Raw genomic sequence first — 18,077 nt, forward strand, 5'->3', positions numbered from 1 at the left:
GATGAAGAAAAAATTTAAACTATCGAATCTTTATCTAGTGGTGATCTTCATCATTTTATACGTACCGATTTTCTATTTAATGTTTTATTCCTTCAATAGTGGTGGGAAAATGTATGATTTTGAAGGATTTACATTGGATTGGTATAAGGAATTATTTCAGGATTCTCGCTTACTCATTATTGTTTTAAATACAATCATCATTGCGTTATTGTCTGCTGGGATTTCTACTGTGCTAGGAATATCCGGAGCAATTGCGATATGGTATGTTCGAAAAGTATATGCAAAAAATTTCCTTTTATCATTAAATAATGTATTAATTGTGAGTCCAGATGTTATTATCGGTGCATCCTTCTTAATTTTATTTACATTCGTTGGGATAAAATTAGGATTTACATCGGTATTATTATCACATATTGCATTTAATGTACCGATTGTTGTATTAATGGTGTTACCGAAGCTTCAAGAAATGGGTGCATCGTTAATTGATGCAGCACGTGATCTTGGCGCCAGTCGCTGGGATGTATTGTCAAAAGTTGTTTTACCGTACATTACGCCAGGGATTTTTGCGGGATTTTTCATGGCACTTACGTATTCACTTGACGACTTTGCGGTAACGTTCTTCGTAACGGGGAATGGGTTTACAACATTATCAGTAGAAATTTATTCATTAGCTCGTAGAGGAATATCGTTAAATATTAACGCATTATCCACATTATTATTTGTCTTTACATTATTGCTTGTTGTCGGCTACTACTTCATTACGAAGCGAAATGCTCGCCCGATTGGATTGGGGGCAAGAAAATGAAAAAATTAATTCAAGCATTAGTTGCCTTATTTGTCGTTTCCTTTCTTTTGATTTTTTGGGTTGATAAATTAAATAGCTCACAAGGATATTCTGGTGGAAACACGATAACTGTATATAACTGGGGGGGTTATATTGATCCAACATTGATTGATCAATTTGAAGAGGAAACTGGCCTAACCGTAATTTATGAAACCTTTGATTCGAATGAGGCTGCTATGACAAAAATTCAGCAGGGGGGAACATCCTATGATGTAGCAGTTCCTTCTGAATATGCGATTGAACAAATGGTGGAGGACGATTTATTGTATAAAATCGATCACTCGAAAATCCCAAATTTAAAAAATATTGATGAGCGGTTTTTAGATCTTTCCTTCGATCCGGGAAATCAATATTCCATTCCGTATTTTTGGGGAACGGTAGGAATTGCCTACAATCCAACCCTTTTAGGAGATCGTGAATTTAACAGCTGGAATGATTTATGGGCAGACGATTTGAGAAATCAAATTCTCCTAGTGGATGGAGCTAGAGAAGTAATGGGATTTGGTTTAAACAGTTTAAACTATTCGTTAAATGATACAAATAAAGATCATTTACAAGAAGCAAAGGAAAAATTAGAAGATTTGCAGCCGAATATTAAAGGAATAGTCGGTGACGAAATTAGCATGCTTTTAGCAAATGGCGAAGCAGCGATTGGTGTTGTATGGTCAGGGGTCGCAGCTGATATTATGTGGGAAAATGAAGCGCTAGAATATGTCGTACCAGAAGAAGGTTCGAATTTATGGTTTGACAGTATGGTGATTCCGAAAACGGCGAAAAATATCGATGGGGCACATCAATTCATTAATTTTATGCTTAATGCTGAGATTGCTGCCCAAAATACAGATTGGGTAGGCTATTCTACTCCGAATAAAGCAGCGATGGAGTTGTTGCCGGAAGAAACGGTTACGGATGAACGTTTTTATCCATCACCAGAATTAACAGCGAAGCTCGAAGTATATGAAAATCTAGGAAAAGAAATGCTAGGCTATTATAATGAACTGTACTTACAGTTTAAAATGCATAAAAAGTAAAGAAGAAAAGGCTATTGCTTTCAATAGAAGCAATAGCCTTTTCACGTATGAATATAATGTTTATAATGGCAGTAATTTTTTTAAAGCAGCTACCGGGCTGAACTCAGCAAGCTCATTTTCTAAAATTAGTTCTTGTTCAAGTAAAGGGTAATTATAAAGTCTACCTTCATAAATAATTTCAAATGAATGGTGCTCATAAAAATCATGTGGTGTTACAAGTGCAGATGGTAGATCCCATAGTGGCATTCCACTCCGTTTAAAAACCTCTGCAACAAATTGGGAACAGAAAAAAGAATTTTTCTTTTTTATTGGATAATTCAGGAGCACCCCAAATAAACCAATAAAATTATAGGTAAACAGCTCTTTATTTGATTCGAAAAACTGAACTGTGTTGGCTATTTTTTTATATTCTTCCTCTGATACATTAATTTTTAAAAGCAGACATCTTGTGTTTTGAAAATATCGATAGGTACCGTAATAAATATCCTCTTTTACAAAACCAGCAATTAAAGGATTTCTTGGTTGTTTACGGCCGAAACTATACATCTCGGATAATTTCTCGTCAAACACAAGTGACACATGATTATATGGTGCGTTTGTAAACCATTTAATAACCCGGTTAAGTAAAGTCCCAGTATCCGTTAAAAGGATGTAAATGACTTTATTTTTGTTTTCCATAATCTCATTCTCCCTACGCAGTATCCCCAAAAATACGTTAAAAATTTTATCTATTGAGTTCGATTAGGAATTTGTATTATTAATGACGTATTAGAAGCTAAGAAAGTTTCAAAATATCAAGAAATATATATTTTAATCATAAGGCATTCCTTGAAAAATACAAGTACTAATTAATTTAATTTTTTCAATATTTTTGTAAAATAATTGTAATATAATTTTGAGAAAGCATCTGTTATGAAAATGGTATGGTAAAATCAAATCACAAATCTTTTCTAGTATACATGGATAGAATAAAATCGTAAACAATTTAATTGTTAGTTCTATTCCAACTCTATTGATTGGTATATATAATAGTGGTAGTGATTTTTGAAAAAGCTTAAAAGGAGCAAACAAAATGTGGAAGAAAATTGGACAAGTAATAGTGATTATCGCGTTATTAATTTGTCTTGGAACACCATCGATTGTGTTGGCGAGTGAAGGCGATTCTGAAAAAGCGATTGATGAAAAGTACGGTGCACCGATTGTTGTTTTAGGCGGTTCCTTAACAGATGCACAAAAGGATGAAACGAAAAAGCTCCTAAAGGTAAATGATGGAGACGATATTACAGAAATAACCGTAACTGGAGAAGATGCTGAAAAATACATTAATGGTGATCCGAATTCTCGAATGTTCTCATCTGCTAAAATTACACGCTTGGATAAAGGACAAGGTATTCGTGTCGTACAAATTACACCAGAGAATATTACAGAGGTTACGAATGAAATGTATGCTAATGCATTGATTACAGCTGGTATAGAGGATGCACAAATTGAAGTAGCATCACCTGTAAAAGTAACCGGGCATTCTGCCTTAACTGGAATCTTTAAAGCATATGAGGTGAGTGGAGAAGAATTGGATACTGCGAGACTAGAAGTAGCAAACGAAGAGCTTGATGTTGCTACATCTTTAGCAGAGGATGCAGGAATCAGCCAGGAGCAAGTTAGTGAGCTGTTAACAGAAATTAAACAAGCAATAGCAGAGCAAAACCCTGCCACTAGAGAAGAAGTGGAAAAAATTGTGGAGGATCAATTAAAGGAATTAAATATAACGATACCCGATAAGTACAAACAAATGCTTATCGATTTGTTTGATAAAATTCGAAACTTAGACATCGATTTTGGAGAAATGAAAAATCAATTAGAAAACCTTGCAAGTGATATTCAGGATAAGCTAGAAGAGGCTGGAATCGATAAAGGCTTCTTCCAAGGAATATTAGATTTTATTGGAAATATTCTTCGCGAAATTGGAAACTTCTTCGGGAATTTATTTGGTTCGAAATAACTACTAATTATAAGTAAAAAGGGCTACCTAGAAACAGGGGAGCCCTTTTTATATGGGGTATTTTAGTCTGCGGACTATCTACAAATAGCAGCATTCTATACGAAAGCATAATCGTTAAAATGTAACGGTTAAATTCAACCTTAGTGTAAAAATAAATTTAAAATGGTATAAATCACACCAGCTAATATTGCGGAAATTGGCAATGTAATAAACCAAGTAATGACCATCCGCTTCGCAGTATCCCACTTAACTCCGCGAATTCGATGCGCAGAACCAACGCCTAGTATCGAAGAAGAGATAACATGTGTCGTACTAACAGGCAAATGAATAAGTGTCGCTCCAAAAATGATTGAAGCACCTGTTAAGTCCGCAGCAACTCCATTAACTGGGCGGATTTTCATAATCTTACCACCGACCGTTTTTATAATCCGCCAGCCACCGACAGATGTTCCTAGACCCATGGCAAGCGCACATGAAAATTGTACCCAAAAAGGAACTTCGCCAGACTTAAGATAATTTCCTGCAATTAATGCCATTGTAATTATCCCCATTGTTTTTTGCGCATCATTTGTACCGTGTGTGTACGATTGTAATGCAGCAGTTACAATTTGAATGTAGCGGAATCGTTTATTTGTTTTCGGTAGGTTTAGATTTTTTAAAAATACTTTAAACAAACTATAAACAATATACCCTAAAACAAAAGCTAAAATAGGGGATAAAACCAATGCTTCGATAATTTTAATGAAGCCTTTATAATTTAATACTGTAAAATCGACACTTACTATTGCTGCCCCAGCAATAGATCCAATTAACGCATGTGAGGAGCTACTTGGAATTCCGAAATACCATGTAAGTAAGTTCCAAACTATGGCTGCAATTAGCGCCGAAAGAATCACGGTTAACCCATTTGGTAACACAAACGGATCCACGATATCCTTTGTAATTGCTTTAGCAACACCAGTAAAGGTCATGGCACCGACAAAATTCATTACAGCAGCTAAAAGTATAGCTTGTCTTGGTTTTAATGCTTTTGTAGAAACACTGGTAGCAATCGCATTTGCTGTATCATGAAACCCGTTAATAAAATCAAAACCCAGTGCAAAGATAACAATTAATATAGTTATTAAGAGACCAGAATCCATAGACATTTTTCCTTCTTTATTAATATTTTTCTAAGAATTTATTGATTATTAAGCATTTTTCATAACTACTGTTTCTAGTGCGGTAGCTACCGATTGACAGTAATCTGCAATTTCCTCAAGGCTTTCATAAACTTCTTTAAATTGAATAATTTTAATAGGATCTTTTTCTGTAGCAAATAATTCTTTAATCGCAATTCTTAATAAATGATCGCAGTTGGATTCATATTCCTTAATTTTTATAGCATGAAGATGTATATCTGCTAATTTTCTTTCAGATAACAATTCGATACATGTATGAATCTCAAATGCACAGTTTTTAATATGGGAAACAAAGGATTTCATATGCTCCGTAGGATGGATGATGGAATACATATCGAAAAGTGCAGTTGTTTCCTCTAAACCATCAATAACATCATCCAAAGTCAAAGTAAGAAGCAAAATATCTTCTCTTTCAATTGGTGTGATAAAAGCATGGTTTAATTCTTTAATTACTGTATGTACTAATGTATCCCCTTTAGCCTCATGTTCCTTTACTTTATCAGAGAATATTTTTATATCACTTGCTGTTTTTATTTGGAAGTCATAAAAGAAGGTTGCTGCTTCCTTAATATTTTCTGAGATATCACATAATAATACTGAAAATTTATCTTTCTTTTTCCCAAATGCCATATTTATTGCCTCCATAAAGATAAGATTAAACACACATATGCTATTATATCTCGATTGTGAGATTTAGTCATTTAGTTTCCATAAATGTTTTCCAATTGTTCATTTTCACAAAAAACGTGCAACCAAGTATTGCGAGTGAAATCAAGAAATATCAATGCTCACTTATTGTTACCAATAGGTGGTATTAATTATGTAAATATTTTTTTAAAAAAAGTCACAGAATAAGCCCAACATTCATATCCAGTAGAAAATGGTTAAAAGAATGGAATTTCATAAAGCGCAGGAGGTGCCACTATGGAAAATACAAAACAAAAACAGGATGATAATTGGAAGGATGAACTAGTAAATGCCATTACGCATGGTATTGGTTTTCTGTTAAGTATTCCAGCAATGCTGTATTTAATTGACCTTGCTGCGAATCAAAGCCGAATCCATCTGCTTAGTTATGTGATTTTTGGTGGCTCGATGGTGTTTTTATATTTCTGTTCGACGATGCTTCACAGCTTGTTCCATACGAAAAAGGCAAAAAAAATATTTCAAATACTTGACCACTCTGCAATCTATTTATTAATTGCGGGTACATATACACCGTTTGGATTAATTACTTTAAAAGGTACGATTGGCTGGGCATTGTTTGCAACAATATGGACATTGGCGATTGTTGGGATAATTTTTAAATGCTTTTTTATCGGTCGCTTTAAACATTTATCGACAATGTTTTATTTAGTGATGGGGTGGCTAATTATCATTGCAATTAAACCACTGTATGAAAATTTAACACCTGCAGGTTTTGGGTTGTTATTTACTGGCGGGTTAATGTATACAATAGGTACCATTTTTTATTCGTTTAATAAGTTACCGTTTAGTCATGGAATTTGGCATTTATTTGTCATTGCTGGAAATGCCTTAATGTATTTTTGTGTTTTGTTGTATGTATAATTCTATATTAATGCCTAAGATCCAATCAGTATTGGTCTTGGGCTATTTTTATTGATTGTACTGGCTGATATGAAATTGATACGAAATTGAAATTTTTTCTTTTGTATAAATATAGTAGAATAGAAATAGATATCAAAAATAGAAAGGATATTCGATGAAAGCTTTGAGATGTACTACATTAGTGGCATTGCTATTATTTTCCTTCTTTGTGACGGTCCAGTTTGCGAATGCTGAGGAGCCAAGTCTTTCCATACAGAGCGAGGCAGCGGTAGTAATCGATGGGAAGTCTGGCCAAATACTTTATGGTAAAAATGAAAACGAAAAAATGTATCCGGCAAGTATAACAAAAATCGCAACGGCAATATATGCACTTGAAAATTGTGAATTGGATGATGTAGTTACAGTTAGTGAAAATGCAGCAAATGTCGAAGGGACAAGCGTGTACTTAGAAGTAGGAGAACAGGTTACGGTTGAGAAACTACTTATTGGAATGTTGATTAATTCGGGCAATGATGCAGCGATTGCAATCGCTGAGCATATTGATGGATCAGTAGAGAAATTTTCGGAAAAGATGAATATGTTTTTGAAAAATAATATTGGCGTCACTTCTACTTCTTTCGTAAATCCAAATGGTCTATATGATGAAAATCATTATACTACCGCAAGTGATATGGCGAAAATTACCCAATATGCGATGAAAAATGAGCAATTCCGAAATATTTTTCAAATGCAGGAATATCAATGGGATGGTCTATCATGGGATACGACATTAATTACCCATCATCGCTTACTAAAAGGAGAATTTCCTTTTGAAGGAATTACTGGTGGGAAAAACGGATTTGTCGATGAGTCTGGCCAAACATTAGTGACAACTGCAACTCGTGGGGATCTTGATTTGATTGCTGTCACGTTAAAAACAAATTACAAAGATGTCCCATATACAGATACGATTCAGCTATTGAATTTTGGGTTTGATAATTTCCATACTGAAATGATTCCTAAATTTTCTACATTGCAATCCAACGGGAAAAACTATATAGCTCCAGAAGATTTATATTTCTCGGTAAAAAATGGGGAACAATATAAAGAAAATATAGATCCGGATGGACAGCTCAATATTGTAAATGATGCAAATGAAATTATCACAACGTTTCCACTTACTCCCGAGATAGAAGAATCTGAAACGAGTACGGTCGCGGTAAGTAATCCACATACGGAAAAAGAGTCATCAATCGATTTCTTCCCAGGATACGTAATCGTACTTTTCCTATTCATTATTGGATTCTTATTCGTTCGAAAAAGAAGGGCAAAAAAAGAATATTAAAGATAAATTTGGTTTTGAAAAAGGACAATTGCCATCGGGTAATTGTCCTTTTTTCATTCGGAATAATGGAAATTTCAGCCGTTAATGTGAAGCTATCTCCGTCTAGAGTAGGATACATTCATTGGAACCTATCATTATAATGAACGTATAAAGAAAAAATAAGCAAATCTAAAAATTCGGTAATATCAATCTAGTCAGGGAGTGAAGGAATTGGAAAATGTTATTGAGATTCAAAACGTAAAAAAATCCTATCGTAAAAAAGGTGCGAAAGAAAAAGTGGAAGCAGTCAAAGGGGTAAGTCTTACCGTAAAAAAAGGGGAAATTGTTGGCTTGCTTGGACCGAATGGGGCGGGAAAAACGACACTCATTAAAATGATGTGTGGATTACTAATCCCGAATGAAGGTACCATTCTAATCAATGGAATTAATATTCGTCAGAAGCGTCTTCAGGCAATGGAACATATAAGTGTCGTACTGGAGGGGAACCGAAATCTATATTGGCGGTTAACGGTAAAAGAAAACTTAGAGTACTTTGCGGGAAATCGTGGCCACTCGAAAAAACAAATTCAGGAAAAAATGGAGCATTTAATTGACAGGTTTAATTTACGGGAAAAGGAAAATGAAATGGTAAATGCTTTGTCGCGGGGAATGCAGCAAAAGGTTGCGGTAGCTGTTGCGCTAATTGCAAATACCGATGTTATTTTTCTTGATGAGCCAACATTAGGATTAGACCTCGAGACAAGCTATGAAATAAGAACTTTATTAAAGGAAATCGTCGAAGAAGAACAAAAGACGATTATTATTAGTACCCACGATATGCCAGTTGTCCAAGAGGTTTGTGAGCGCGTAGTGATTGTGAATCACGGTAATATTGTAGCGGATGACCGGGTAGAAAATCTTCTGCAGCTATTTGAAAGTAAAGCATACTTATTTACATTGAACGCTACATTAACGAAACAACAAATTAGTTTTCTTGAAACACATTTTGTCACATCGATTAGCCAAAACGATGTCGGGCAAACATTATTAGAAGTCAATATTCAACAAAGTGAAGATTTTTATCGAATTATCGACTTGCTTGCAAAAGAGCAAATACCAATCGAAAAAATTGATCGGACGACAGTCGATTTTGAAGAAGTATTTATGAAAATCGTAAAAGGAGGATATTCCCATGAAATGGCTAAATCTGTTTAAAGTGAATATAAAGCGGGAGGTAATTTTATTAAAAAGATACTTACCAAATACCATTAGTATGATACTAACCTTCTATATTATTTTTCTCGGTATGTTTTTTGGAATTCAGGTAGTAGGGGATCCGGGAAGTGCAGAAATGAATACACAGTACGTAATCGTAAACTATATTTTTTGGTATTTATCGATGGCGGTTATGGCAGGGATCGGGTGGACCGTGCAAAATGAAGTAACGTTAGGAACATTGGAGCAAATTTATATGTCACCATTAGGTGCATGGAGAATCTTCCTGGCACGAATTATTTCATCGACCGTTGTCGAAATGATTACGATGACGATTATGCTATTTGTTTCTATGCTGACAGCTGGAACGTGGTTAAATATTGATATTATTGCAATTCTACCAATCCTTATTTTAATGATAGTTAGTATGCTTGGAGTTAGCTTTATGATTGCGGGAGCTGCGGTCATTTTTAAACAGATTGGGTCATTTTTACAAATATCGCAATTTATCTTTGCTGGGTTAACCTTTGTTCCGTTATCCACTGCACCATTCCTTGAATTTGCGCCAATTGTAAAAGGTGTAGATATGGTAAGACAAATCATGATATTTGATTATTCCTGGACAGATTTTACAGTGGTAGATTATAGCTCGCTTATTTTGAATGCTATTCTATATTTTGCATTAGGAATTTTCGTCTTTTTCCGCTGTGAGCGGGTCGCAATGGAAAAAGGTGTGCTTGGCCAGCATTAATTATGAATTAAGAAATCTCATAGGAAAAAGAAAAGCCGCATCCGAGGGATGCGGCTATATTTATTATTTTTATTAGCATCTTCTACCGTTTGTGGGTAACGATGCGTAATTGTGGAATAATATAAAAGTACAGAAAAACAAAACATAGGTACACGTATAGAAAATTTTGTGGTAAAATAAAATTATTCGATACACCGCGGTGTATCGAGCATAATATCTCACATTAATTATCTCACGAATTTCTCTTTTTGTCAATCATTTTTTTGAGGAGTGGTTATATGGCGGAAAACAAGGATCTTACAAAGGAAATCGAACAAAGCCATGTGGATAATGTAATCCATGTCATTGAAAAAAAATTAACACGTATGGAGGAAAAAACTGGGACATTAAAACAGGATATCGTTAGTTTAAGAAAAACCTTTTGGGAAGATGTAACGGTAAATCTTGATGAACCAGATGATGTAATTGAAACACATACTAGTATCCGCCAGCAATCGGAGCTCCTTTCAGAACGAGAGCGTAGTCACAGGCAGTTATATAAACAATGGAATAATTTAACGCGCTTAAAATCCTCACCGTTTTTCGGAAGAATTGATTTTAAAGAGGACGGCGAGGAACGCACAGAAAAAATATATATTGGTTTATTCTCTTTAATGGATGAACAGGATGAGGAATTTCTTGTATACGATTGGCGTGCTCCAATCTCAAGCATGTACTATGACTATGCACCAGGTCCTGCGAAATATGAAACAATGGATGGCTTTATTCACGGTGAAATGGAGTTGAAACGGCAATATATTATTCGTGATGGGAAAATAAAAGTTTTATTTGATACAGGTGTAACGATTGGTGACGAAATGCTTCAGGAAGTATTAAGTGATCAAGCGGATACCCAAATGAAAAGTATTGTCGCAACCATTCAAAGGGAGCAAAATGAAATCATCCGCAATGATGAGAAAAAGTACTTAATTGTTCAAGGTTCTGCAGGTAGCGGTAAAACCTCGGCCGCTCTTCAGCGGGTTGCCTATCTCCTATATCGTTATCGAAAAAAGTTACGTGCGGATAATATTTTATTATTTTCCCCCAATCCGATGTTCAATAGCTATGTGGCGAATGTTCTACCAGAGCTTGGCGAGGAAAATATGCAACAAAGTACATTCTTCCAATATTTATTGCATCGACTGGATGACGATTTTATAGTGGAGGATCCGAACACGCAAATTGAATATATGCTGAGTACCAATCGTGATGCAATATTTTCTGTGCGAAAGGCAGGTATCCTATATAAAGCAAGCATTGCCTTCAAGCAGATGATTGATCAATACGTATTATACTTAAATGACGAAGGTATGCAGTTTAAAAATATTACGTTTCGTAAAGAGAAATTTATTAATAAAGAGGAAATTGAACAATATTTTTATTCATTAGATCGAAGCATTTCAATCCCGAATCGCATCATTATCGTTAAAGATTGGTTGCTTTTAAAGCTAAAAGAAAAAGAGCAAGAAGAACGTCCGAAGGAATGGGTAGAAGAAGAAAGAGAGCTGTTGGAACGTGAGGATTATTTAAAGGTATATAAAAAATTACAAAAGGAGCAGCGGTTCACGGACGATACCTTTAATGACTTTGATCGTGAAGAAAAATTACTAGCAGAATGGATTGTTCGAAAGAGAATTAAGCCATTACGAAGAAAAATTGAAAGCTTAGCATTCATTGATCTCCCTACGATTTATCGAAATATCTTTGCCTGGGCACTGCAATCAGACTTCCCGAATCTTCCAGATTGTTGGCAAGAAATTGGAGAGGAAACTGGTAATGAGCTGAAAAATAGACAATTAAATTATGAGGATGCAACGCCGTTTCTATATATTAAGGATAAACTAGAGGGTAAGCATATTTATTCAGGAATTAGGCATTTGTTTATTGATGAGGCACAGGATTATTCGCCATTTCAATTTGCTTATATTAAAGAAATTTTCCCAAATAGTAAAATGACAATACTAGGTGATATCAATCAATCGATCTATTCTCATTCAACTAATAATGAAAGTGGATTAGCGAAATCAGATAGTCTGTTTCCGTTAGAAGAACAAAAAAAGATAGTATTAACGAAAAGCTATCGCTCTACTAAACAAATTGTCGAGTTTTCAGAGATGATTTTAACGGATAGACCGTCGATTGAGCCATTTAATCGCAACGGAAGCAAACCTATGGTAGCTAAAGTAAACAATGTTCCCCATCTTAATGAGAAGATAGTCGAACAGGTTCGTAAGCTTCAGAGTGAGGGCAAGGAAACAATTGCTATTATTTGTAAAACAGCAAAAGAAACATTGGCTGCATATCAGGAGTTATCGAAGCAATTACCAATGCATTTGATTCAAAAGGAAACTCATTCCTATGAAAAAGGGTTATTAATCATCCCAAGCTATTTGGCGAAAGGGATTGAATTTGATGCCGTTATTATATATAACGGGTCTAGTGATGTGTATCATGAAGAGGATGAGCGTAAGCTATTTTATACTGCATGTACGAGAGCTATGCATAGCTTAACATTGTTTTATATAGGAGAAAAAAGTCCATTTTTACAAAAGGTAGATACAAGTAAATACGAGGAAGTAAGTTTCGCTTAATAGATGCTGTGTTTACTAATTATAAAAATAGAGAATGCCCCGAGGTTGTAAAATGCTTCAGAGCATTCTCTTTTCTTTTATGTATCACTTAATCTGCTGTGTAATCAATTTCAATTAAATCCCATGCCGTAACGATACCTAATGGCATTTCCGTACGTTTTCCGTTTTCAGTAACTACCGCCATTTTTAAATCCTCTTTTTTAGCATGGTAACTCTCATAAATATCCTCTACATCAAAAATACTATAATTTTTCGGTACAAAAATAACAGGATGTTGCTTTTCGTATGCAAATATTTCTTTTATTTTTACGTTTTTAAGAGACAAATTAGTAGCATCAATATGATCAGCTAGCCATTTTACAATAGTACCAGCCTTCAGAAGACCAATGCATTCTTTGTTGTGATAAATCGGATATTGTGAATATGGATATTCCTTCATTCCTTGAATAACCTTCATGATTGAATCTTCATATTGGTAGTAAACGACCCGTTTGGACGCGATGGATAATATGGAGTTTGGCCTTGTTAAAACTTTCGCGATATGCTCAATTCGCTCCACTACGCTTTCATGTGGTTCTGCTATGTAATAACCAATTTCGGTTTTGTCATGAACAATTGCATTTCGAAGTCTTGCAAATTGCAGGAGATCATCATAGAAAGCTTTTACGACTTTATGACGGCCAGCTCCAAAGCGAACGAGTTCGCTAAAGCTCTTATTAACTTTTAATAATCGTTCTAATGAATCCTGTATCTGATTAAAAGAAACTTCAAATCGTTCGGAGAGTAAGTTGATTTCTGGTTTCATAAAATTCCTCTTCCTTATTTTTTTCTTTTTGAAATGCCATTTTTAATGGATTGTTGTTATTCTGCGAAAAATGAGCTGCTGCTCAGACTGAATACACGGGGACTTCTACGGGAAGCGAAGTGTCTTCAGTATGCGGACTATTTACAAATAGCAACAAACAATACGAAAACAACCTTTTGAAACAGTTTTTAATTTTATAGAAGATCTGAAAAAATAATATGCTACGCGTGAGATACAATATTTTTTTTAGCGAGCTAGCTATTTATATTTCTATCATACCAAAGCGCCGTAAAAAATGGAAAATGGTTATACTATAAGGTTTACCATATTTCGTTCAATAAAAAAGTAAAAAAGATAGGGGAATTGTATGACTTTTATGCTAAGGACATATTCCTTTTCGAATATATCAAACGACGATAAATCCTGTCGATCTGGACGATGCCTTTGTACAGGATTAGTATTGTGCCGCAGAGAAAAATCCAATTGTGCCAAAATTACATCAAGGGAAAACTGGTAGAGTGTATAGAAATCTTATAAGTCTATTCGCGATTTAAAAAGGATTACCACTGGGGTATGTATAGAAGAATATCAATTATTTTTTCCGCTATTTGAAGAAAATATTTCCCATCTGTTTCAAGCAAAAGCAAGTGGTAGAAACAAGAACTAGCATTGGAGGAACAGCAAAAGAGCAGGAGAAAAACAGTGAAGTTAGCTAATCAAAGCTAGCATACTCGAAAGAAAAATAAATGATTTAGAAAGGGAAAAACCTACTGCTGCGTAACTTCTAGTCAAACAGTAGGTTTTTCCTATTGTACGTAAAATACGGCTCAACATTACCATTCATCTTTCCAAACTTTTCGGATCTAGCGCGTCTCGCAGACCATCTCCAATAAAGTTAATACAGAGGACGGTTACTAAAATTGCTAATCCTGGTGGAATCCAAGCTTCTGGGTTATTTTGTAAGATACGTATGCTTTGAGCTTCAGATATCATATTTCCCCAAGTTGGTGTTGGCTGTGGAATACCAAAGCCGATGAAGCTTAAGGCAGATTCTACAATAATATAAGAAGCCATCATTAGCGTCGCGTTAACAACGATTGGTCCAATTGCATTTGGAATGAAATGCTTAAAAATAATTCGTAAATCCGTTGCGCCGATTGCTTTTGCACCTAGCACAAATTCCTGTTCTCGTAACGATAAAAATGTCCCGCGAACAATTCTCGTTAATCCTGGCCAAGAGGTGAGGGCAATGATAGTAACAAAAATACCAATGGTAACTTTGTTTAAAATAGCGACAATAACTAACACAAGAACAAGAAAAGGTAAAATCAAAATCATATCGGCAAATCGCATAATAAATGCGTCGACTAGTTTACCGTAATAGCCAGCAATTGCTCCTAGAACTACGCCAATGGCAAGTGTGAATACCATGGCACTAAAGCCGACAATTAGTGATATTCGCCCACCATATAGAAGTCGTGCGAAATTGTCCCGACCGGAGCTATCGGTTCCAAGTGGATGCTCTGCACTTGGACTTTGCTCCACTAATAATAAATTGGATTTTGTTGGATCCTGATCGGTAAGGAGTGGTGCCGCCATTACTGCCGATACAATAATGAAAAGGATGAACACACTTGCAACAGCCATCTTATTTTTTAAAAACCGACCAAGTGCAAGCTGAAATGGTGTCCTGCTTTTTTCCTCTGGAGCAATTTGGCTAGTTCCTGGGTCTGCAACAGGTATATAGTTATTTTCCATTCATCTTCACCTCAATCATAACGTATTCGTGGATCTACAATGCTATATAAAATGTCAGCAATAAGGTTTCCGACTAATATAAACAAACCGAGTAAAAAGGCAATTGCCATTATTACTGGGTAGTCTCTGTTCCCAATCGAGGATAAAAATAATGTACCAAGACCTGGATAATTAAATACCCCTTCGGTAATAATCGCTCCTGCCAAAAGACTACCGATTTCAAAGCCGAATAGAGTAATAATCGGAATCATCGCGTTTCGTAATGTATGTTTATATAAAATATTTCTTTCCGACATTCCTTTTGCTCTTGCTGTCCGTATATAATCGCTACTTAAGACATTGAGCACTTCAGAGCGCATGTACCGCATGTAGGAGGCAGTACTAGCCAGTCCTAGTGTTAAACCAGGTAGAATAAGATGATGGATTCGATCGGTAAACAACTCCATGCCAGTCAAGCTTGTCGATGAGATGGAGCCTTGGGAAGGAAACCAGCCAAGCTGTATGGCAAATAAATATATGATAACTAGCCCGAAAAAGAAATTAGGAACGGCAAGTCCGAAAAATCCAAATCCAGTTGCTGCATAATCAAATAAAGAATATGGGTGTCTTGCGGAATATATACCAATTGGGATAGCGACAATAATGGTTATTAATAAAGAGAACAAACCTAAGTAAACCGTGTTTGGAATTCGATCCATAATAACCTCTGTAACTTCTCTTCCTTTGTAGCGAAAGGAATCTCCAAAGTCACCTTTGACCGCACTTGTTAGCCAATTGATATATTGCACGTGAATCGGATCATTAAATCCCGCTGCAGCTCTTTGCTCATCTAAAACACCTGCTTCGATATCAGGATCCAATATTTGTGAAAAGGGATCTCCTGGAGCAGCCTTTAAGAGAGCGAATACTATAATGGTTAGGGCAAAAAGCATAGGAATGAAAATGAGGATGCGTCTAATAATATATTTGTACATTGTTCCCCCTCCATTGAAGGTAAATATAAATTGCCTTTTTATAAAAGAATGTTTTCTTATAGAATGTTGCTATTCGTAAATAGTCTGCAGACTGAATCCACTCCTCTAGGCAATCCATTCGATATTTCTTATTCTCATAAAAATAATTCAAAAACAGATGATAAAATGAAGAGAAAGAGCATGCGGCGTTTGCACGCTCTTCCTCGCTAAACGGTTAATCCTGTACCCACCAAAGTTGTGGATCGTTAATAAATCCAGTTACTGCTGGAACAACACCTTGCATTCTCTCGTTATATGCATACAATTTATTTTGTGCATAAAGGATTAATGCAGGAAGGTCCTCTTGGAACATTACTTGCCAATCACTATACACTTGGTTACGAAATTCTGGATCAAATGCGTCTGGTGGGGTAACAGCGTCAACTAATAATTGATCTGCTTCTGGGTTGTACCATCTACCAAAATTGTAGGCATCTTTTGAACCCCAAAGTCCACTTGGATCTGGGTCACCGGATCCTAGTGTCCAACCTAATAAATACAGATCCCAATCCTGTGTATTTGTAAGCTCTGGAACATATGCTGCCATTTCTAATGGTTGCTGTAAATCGACACTAACACCAACCTCTGCTAGCATTTCCACAATAATTGGAGCGGAATCTTCTCTTAATTTGTTACCTAATGGATAGGCTAGCTTAAGCACCCATTCGTTACCTTCCGGGTCCTCTCTTAAGCCATCACCGGTAACATCTTTATATCCTGCCTCATCCAGCAATGCGTTTGCCTGTTCTTGACTAAATTCGTACTGATTTGGATTTTCCCCATCGTAAGCAGGAAATTGGGTAGCGATTGGTGCATTAATGATTTGGCCGCGTCCATGCAGTAGACCCTCGCCTGCTTTTGTTCCAATTAGTGCTTGACGATTTATAGCGTAAGCAATCGCCTGACGTACTTTCGGATCTTTTAATCTTTCATTTGGTACCCAGTTTTCTGGCTCGAGAACCCCAGCCTCAATGTCCTCTGGTGTTCGATAATTTTGTATGAATCCCAGTAACTGGTATCCAAAATCATTTTGCTCAATTATTTTCACGTGCTCCATATTCGCAACGGTATCATAGTCTGCTGCTTGGAAACCGTTAGGATCGGCAACAAAATCTATTTCCCCTGATTCCAATAACTGGAGAATTAAATCTTGATTAACTACACGCCATTCAACCGAATCTAAATACGGTTCCCCTAGGAAATAGTCCGGGTTTTTTGTTAATACGTAGCGCTCTCCCTCTACCATTTCAGTAAATTTAAATGGTCCTGTTCCGATTACCTCATTTGGTTGTAACGAAGCTGCTGCACTAGGCATATCAGCTACAGGAATATCCTTGAATATATGCTCTGGAATAATCGTAAAGCTGGCGTCCGCTAATGCCATTACATTCGGCTCTTTAAAATGGAAGGTTACGGTGTAATCATCATCAGCCACAACACCAGGGAACTCATCTGTTTCACCAGAAGTGTATTCTTCTGCCCCAACTAGCTTCGATACATAGCTGGAACGAACACCGCCAGCAGCTACATATTCTGGGTCAGCAATTGTTTTATACGTAAAGACCACATCGTTCGCTGTAAATGGTTGGCCATCATGCCATTTCACATCATCTCGCAATGTAAATGTTACAGAAGAAAAATCTTCACTAAATTTCCATTCCTTTGCTAAATGTGGTTCGAATTCAAGCTCATCATTTTGTGACAAAAGAGAATCATGTGTTAATCCTAAAATATTTGCTTCATATGCTTCCTGATAAAAGATAGGGTTAAATTGACCAGTTGGTGCGGTATCCATTGCGCCAACTACAGTACCACCGCTTTTTGGCTCAGATGTTACCGGATCGTTATTCCCATCATCAGGGTCATTTGTCGTTTCTTTATTTCCATCCGAACATGCAGCAAGCATACCTAGCAGGAAAACAATAGCTAATAAGGAAAGCCAACTTTTTCTTTTCTTCAAAATTTCCACCCCTTTAAA

General features: G+C 36.0%; 15 protein-coding genes. 8 read left to right on the top strand and 7 right to left on the bottom strand.

The window, feature by feature from the left end:
- Position 1 precedes the first annotated feature (1 nt).
- Both OEV98_RS16225 and OEV98_RS16230 read left to right on the top strand, forming a co-directional pair.
- Entirely contained in the window at positions 2–805 is an 804-nt protein-coding gene (locus OEV98_RS16225; RefSeq protein WP_263074401.1) for an ABC transporter permease, read from the top strand.
- Positions 802–1,875 carry an ABC transporter substrate-binding protein gene (locus OEV98_RS16230; RefSeq protein ID WP_263074402.1) on the top strand — a complete coding sequence of 358 codons (1,074 nt, stop codon included), beginning with the start codon at positions 802–804 and terminating at the stop codon, positions 1,873–1,875. The genes OEV98_RS16225 and OEV98_RS16230 overlap by 4 nt, the downstream gene beginning before the upstream one ends.
- Before the next feature lie 60 nt (positions 1,876–1,935).
- Here OEV98_RS16230 and OEV98_RS16235 read toward each other — a convergent pair whose 3' ends face one another.
- On the bottom strand, positions 1,936–2,553 hold the full coding sequence (locus tag OEV98_RS16235; RefSeq protein WP_317633826.1) for a hypothetical protein: 618 nt from the start codon (positions 2,551–2,553) through the stop codon (positions 1,936–1,938).
- A 394-nt stretch (positions 2,554–2,947) separates the two neighbouring features.
- Here OEV98_RS16235 and OEV98_RS16240 point away from each other — a divergent pair, with 394 nt between their 5' ends.
- Complete coding sequence (locus tag OEV98_RS16240; RefSeq protein WP_263074403.1) at positions 2,948–3,874, top strand: DUF1002 domain-containing protein; 927 nt, start codon at positions 2,948–2,950, stop codon at positions 3,872–3,874.
- 140 nt (positions 3,875–4,014) lie between these two features.
- On the opposite strand, the gene OEV98_RS16245 is transcribed toward OEV98_RS16240, so the two are convergent.
- Positions 4,015–5,016 carry an inorganic phosphate transporter gene (locus tag OEV98_RS16245; RefSeq protein ID WP_263074404.1) on the bottom strand — a complete coding sequence of 334 codons (1,002 nt, stop codon included), beginning with the start codon at positions 5,014–5,016 and terminating at the stop codon, positions 4,015–4,017.
- 48 nt (positions 5,017–5,064) lie between these two features.
- Positions 5,065–5,685 (bottom strand): DUF47 domain-containing protein, encoded by a 621-nt coding sequence (locus OEV98_RS16250; protein WP_263074405.1) that lies wholly within the window; start codon positions 5,683–5,685, stop codon positions 5,065–5,067.
- A 294-nt stretch (positions 5,686–5,979) separates the two neighbouring features.
- Here OEV98_RS16250 and trhA point away from each other — a divergent pair, with 294 nt between their 5' ends.
- The 5 genes from trhA to helD all read left to right on the top strand — a co-directional run bounded on the left by trhA (position 5,980) and on the right by helD (position 12,523).
- Positions 5,980–6,624: a PAQR family membrane homeostasis protein TrhA gene (gene trhA, locus OEV98_RS16255; RefSeq protein ID WP_263074406.1), complete on the top strand. Its 645-nt coding sequence runs from the start codon at positions 5,980–5,982 to the stop codon at positions 6,622–6,624.
- 154 nt (positions 6,625–6,778) lie between these two features.
- The gene (locus OEV98_RS16260) at positions 6,779–7,948 is read left to right on the top strand and encodes a D-alanyl-D-alanine carboxypeptidase family protein (protein WP_263074407.1); all 1,170 of its coding nucleotides are present in this window, start codon (positions 6,779–6,781) and stop codon (positions 7,946–7,948) included.
- Between the two features lie 210 nt (positions 7,949–8,158).
- Positions 8,159–9,142, top strand: coding sequence for an ABC transporter ATP-binding protein (locus tag OEV98_RS16265; RefSeq protein WP_263074408.1), 984 nt, complete (start codon positions 8,159–8,161; stop codon positions 9,140–9,142).
- Complete coding sequence (locus OEV98_RS16270) at positions 9,120–9,893, top strand: ABC transporter permease (protein WP_263074409.1); 774 nt, start codon at positions 9,120–9,122, stop codon at positions 9,891–9,893. The genes OEV98_RS16265 and OEV98_RS16270 overlap by 23 nt, the downstream gene beginning before the upstream one ends.
- A gap of 278 nt (positions 9,894–10,171) precedes the next feature.
- A complete protein-coding gene (gene helD, locus OEV98_RS16275) occupies positions 10,172–12,523 on the top strand; it encodes an RNA polymerase recycling motor HelD (RefSeq protein ID WP_263074410.1) in 2,352 nt (783 codons plus the stop codon).
- Between the two features lie 88 nt (positions 12,524–12,611).
- Here helD and OEV98_RS16280 read toward each other — a convergent pair whose 3' ends face one another.
- From OEV98_RS16280 to OEV98_RS16295, 4 genes are all read right to left on the bottom strand, one after another.
- The gene (locus OEV98_RS16280; RefSeq protein ID WP_263074411.1) at positions 12,612–13,328 is read right to left on the bottom strand and encodes a CBS domain-containing protein; all 717 of its coding nucleotides are present in this window, start codon (positions 13,326–13,328) and stop codon (positions 12,612–12,614) included.
- A gap of 840 nt (positions 13,329–14,168) precedes the next feature.
- Positions 14,169–15,086: an oligopeptide ABC transporter permease gene (gene opp4C / locus OEV98_RS16285; protein ID WP_263074412.1), complete on the bottom strand. Its 918-nt coding sequence runs from the start codon at positions 15,084–15,086 to the stop codon at positions 14,169–14,171.
- 11 nt (positions 15,087–15,097) lie between these two features.
- Positions 15,098–16,060, bottom strand: a complete 963-nt coding sequence (locus tag OEV98_RS16290; RefSeq protein WP_263074413.1) for an ABC transporter permease — start codon at positions 16,058–16,060, stop codon at positions 15,098–15,100.
- A gap of 214 nt (positions 16,061–16,274) precedes the next feature.
- Entirely contained in the window at positions 16,275–18,068 is a 1,794-nt protein-coding gene (locus tag OEV98_RS16295) for a peptide-binding protein (RefSeq protein ID WP_407676524.1), read from the bottom strand.
- Positions 18,069–18,077: the final 9 nt, after the last annotated feature.

It is taken from the genome of Perspicuibacillus lycopersici, assembly GCF_025660475.1.
Taxonomy (GTDB): domain Bacteria; phylum Bacillota; class Bacilli; order Bacillales; family Caldibacillaceae; genus Perspicuibacillus; species Perspicuibacillus lycopersici.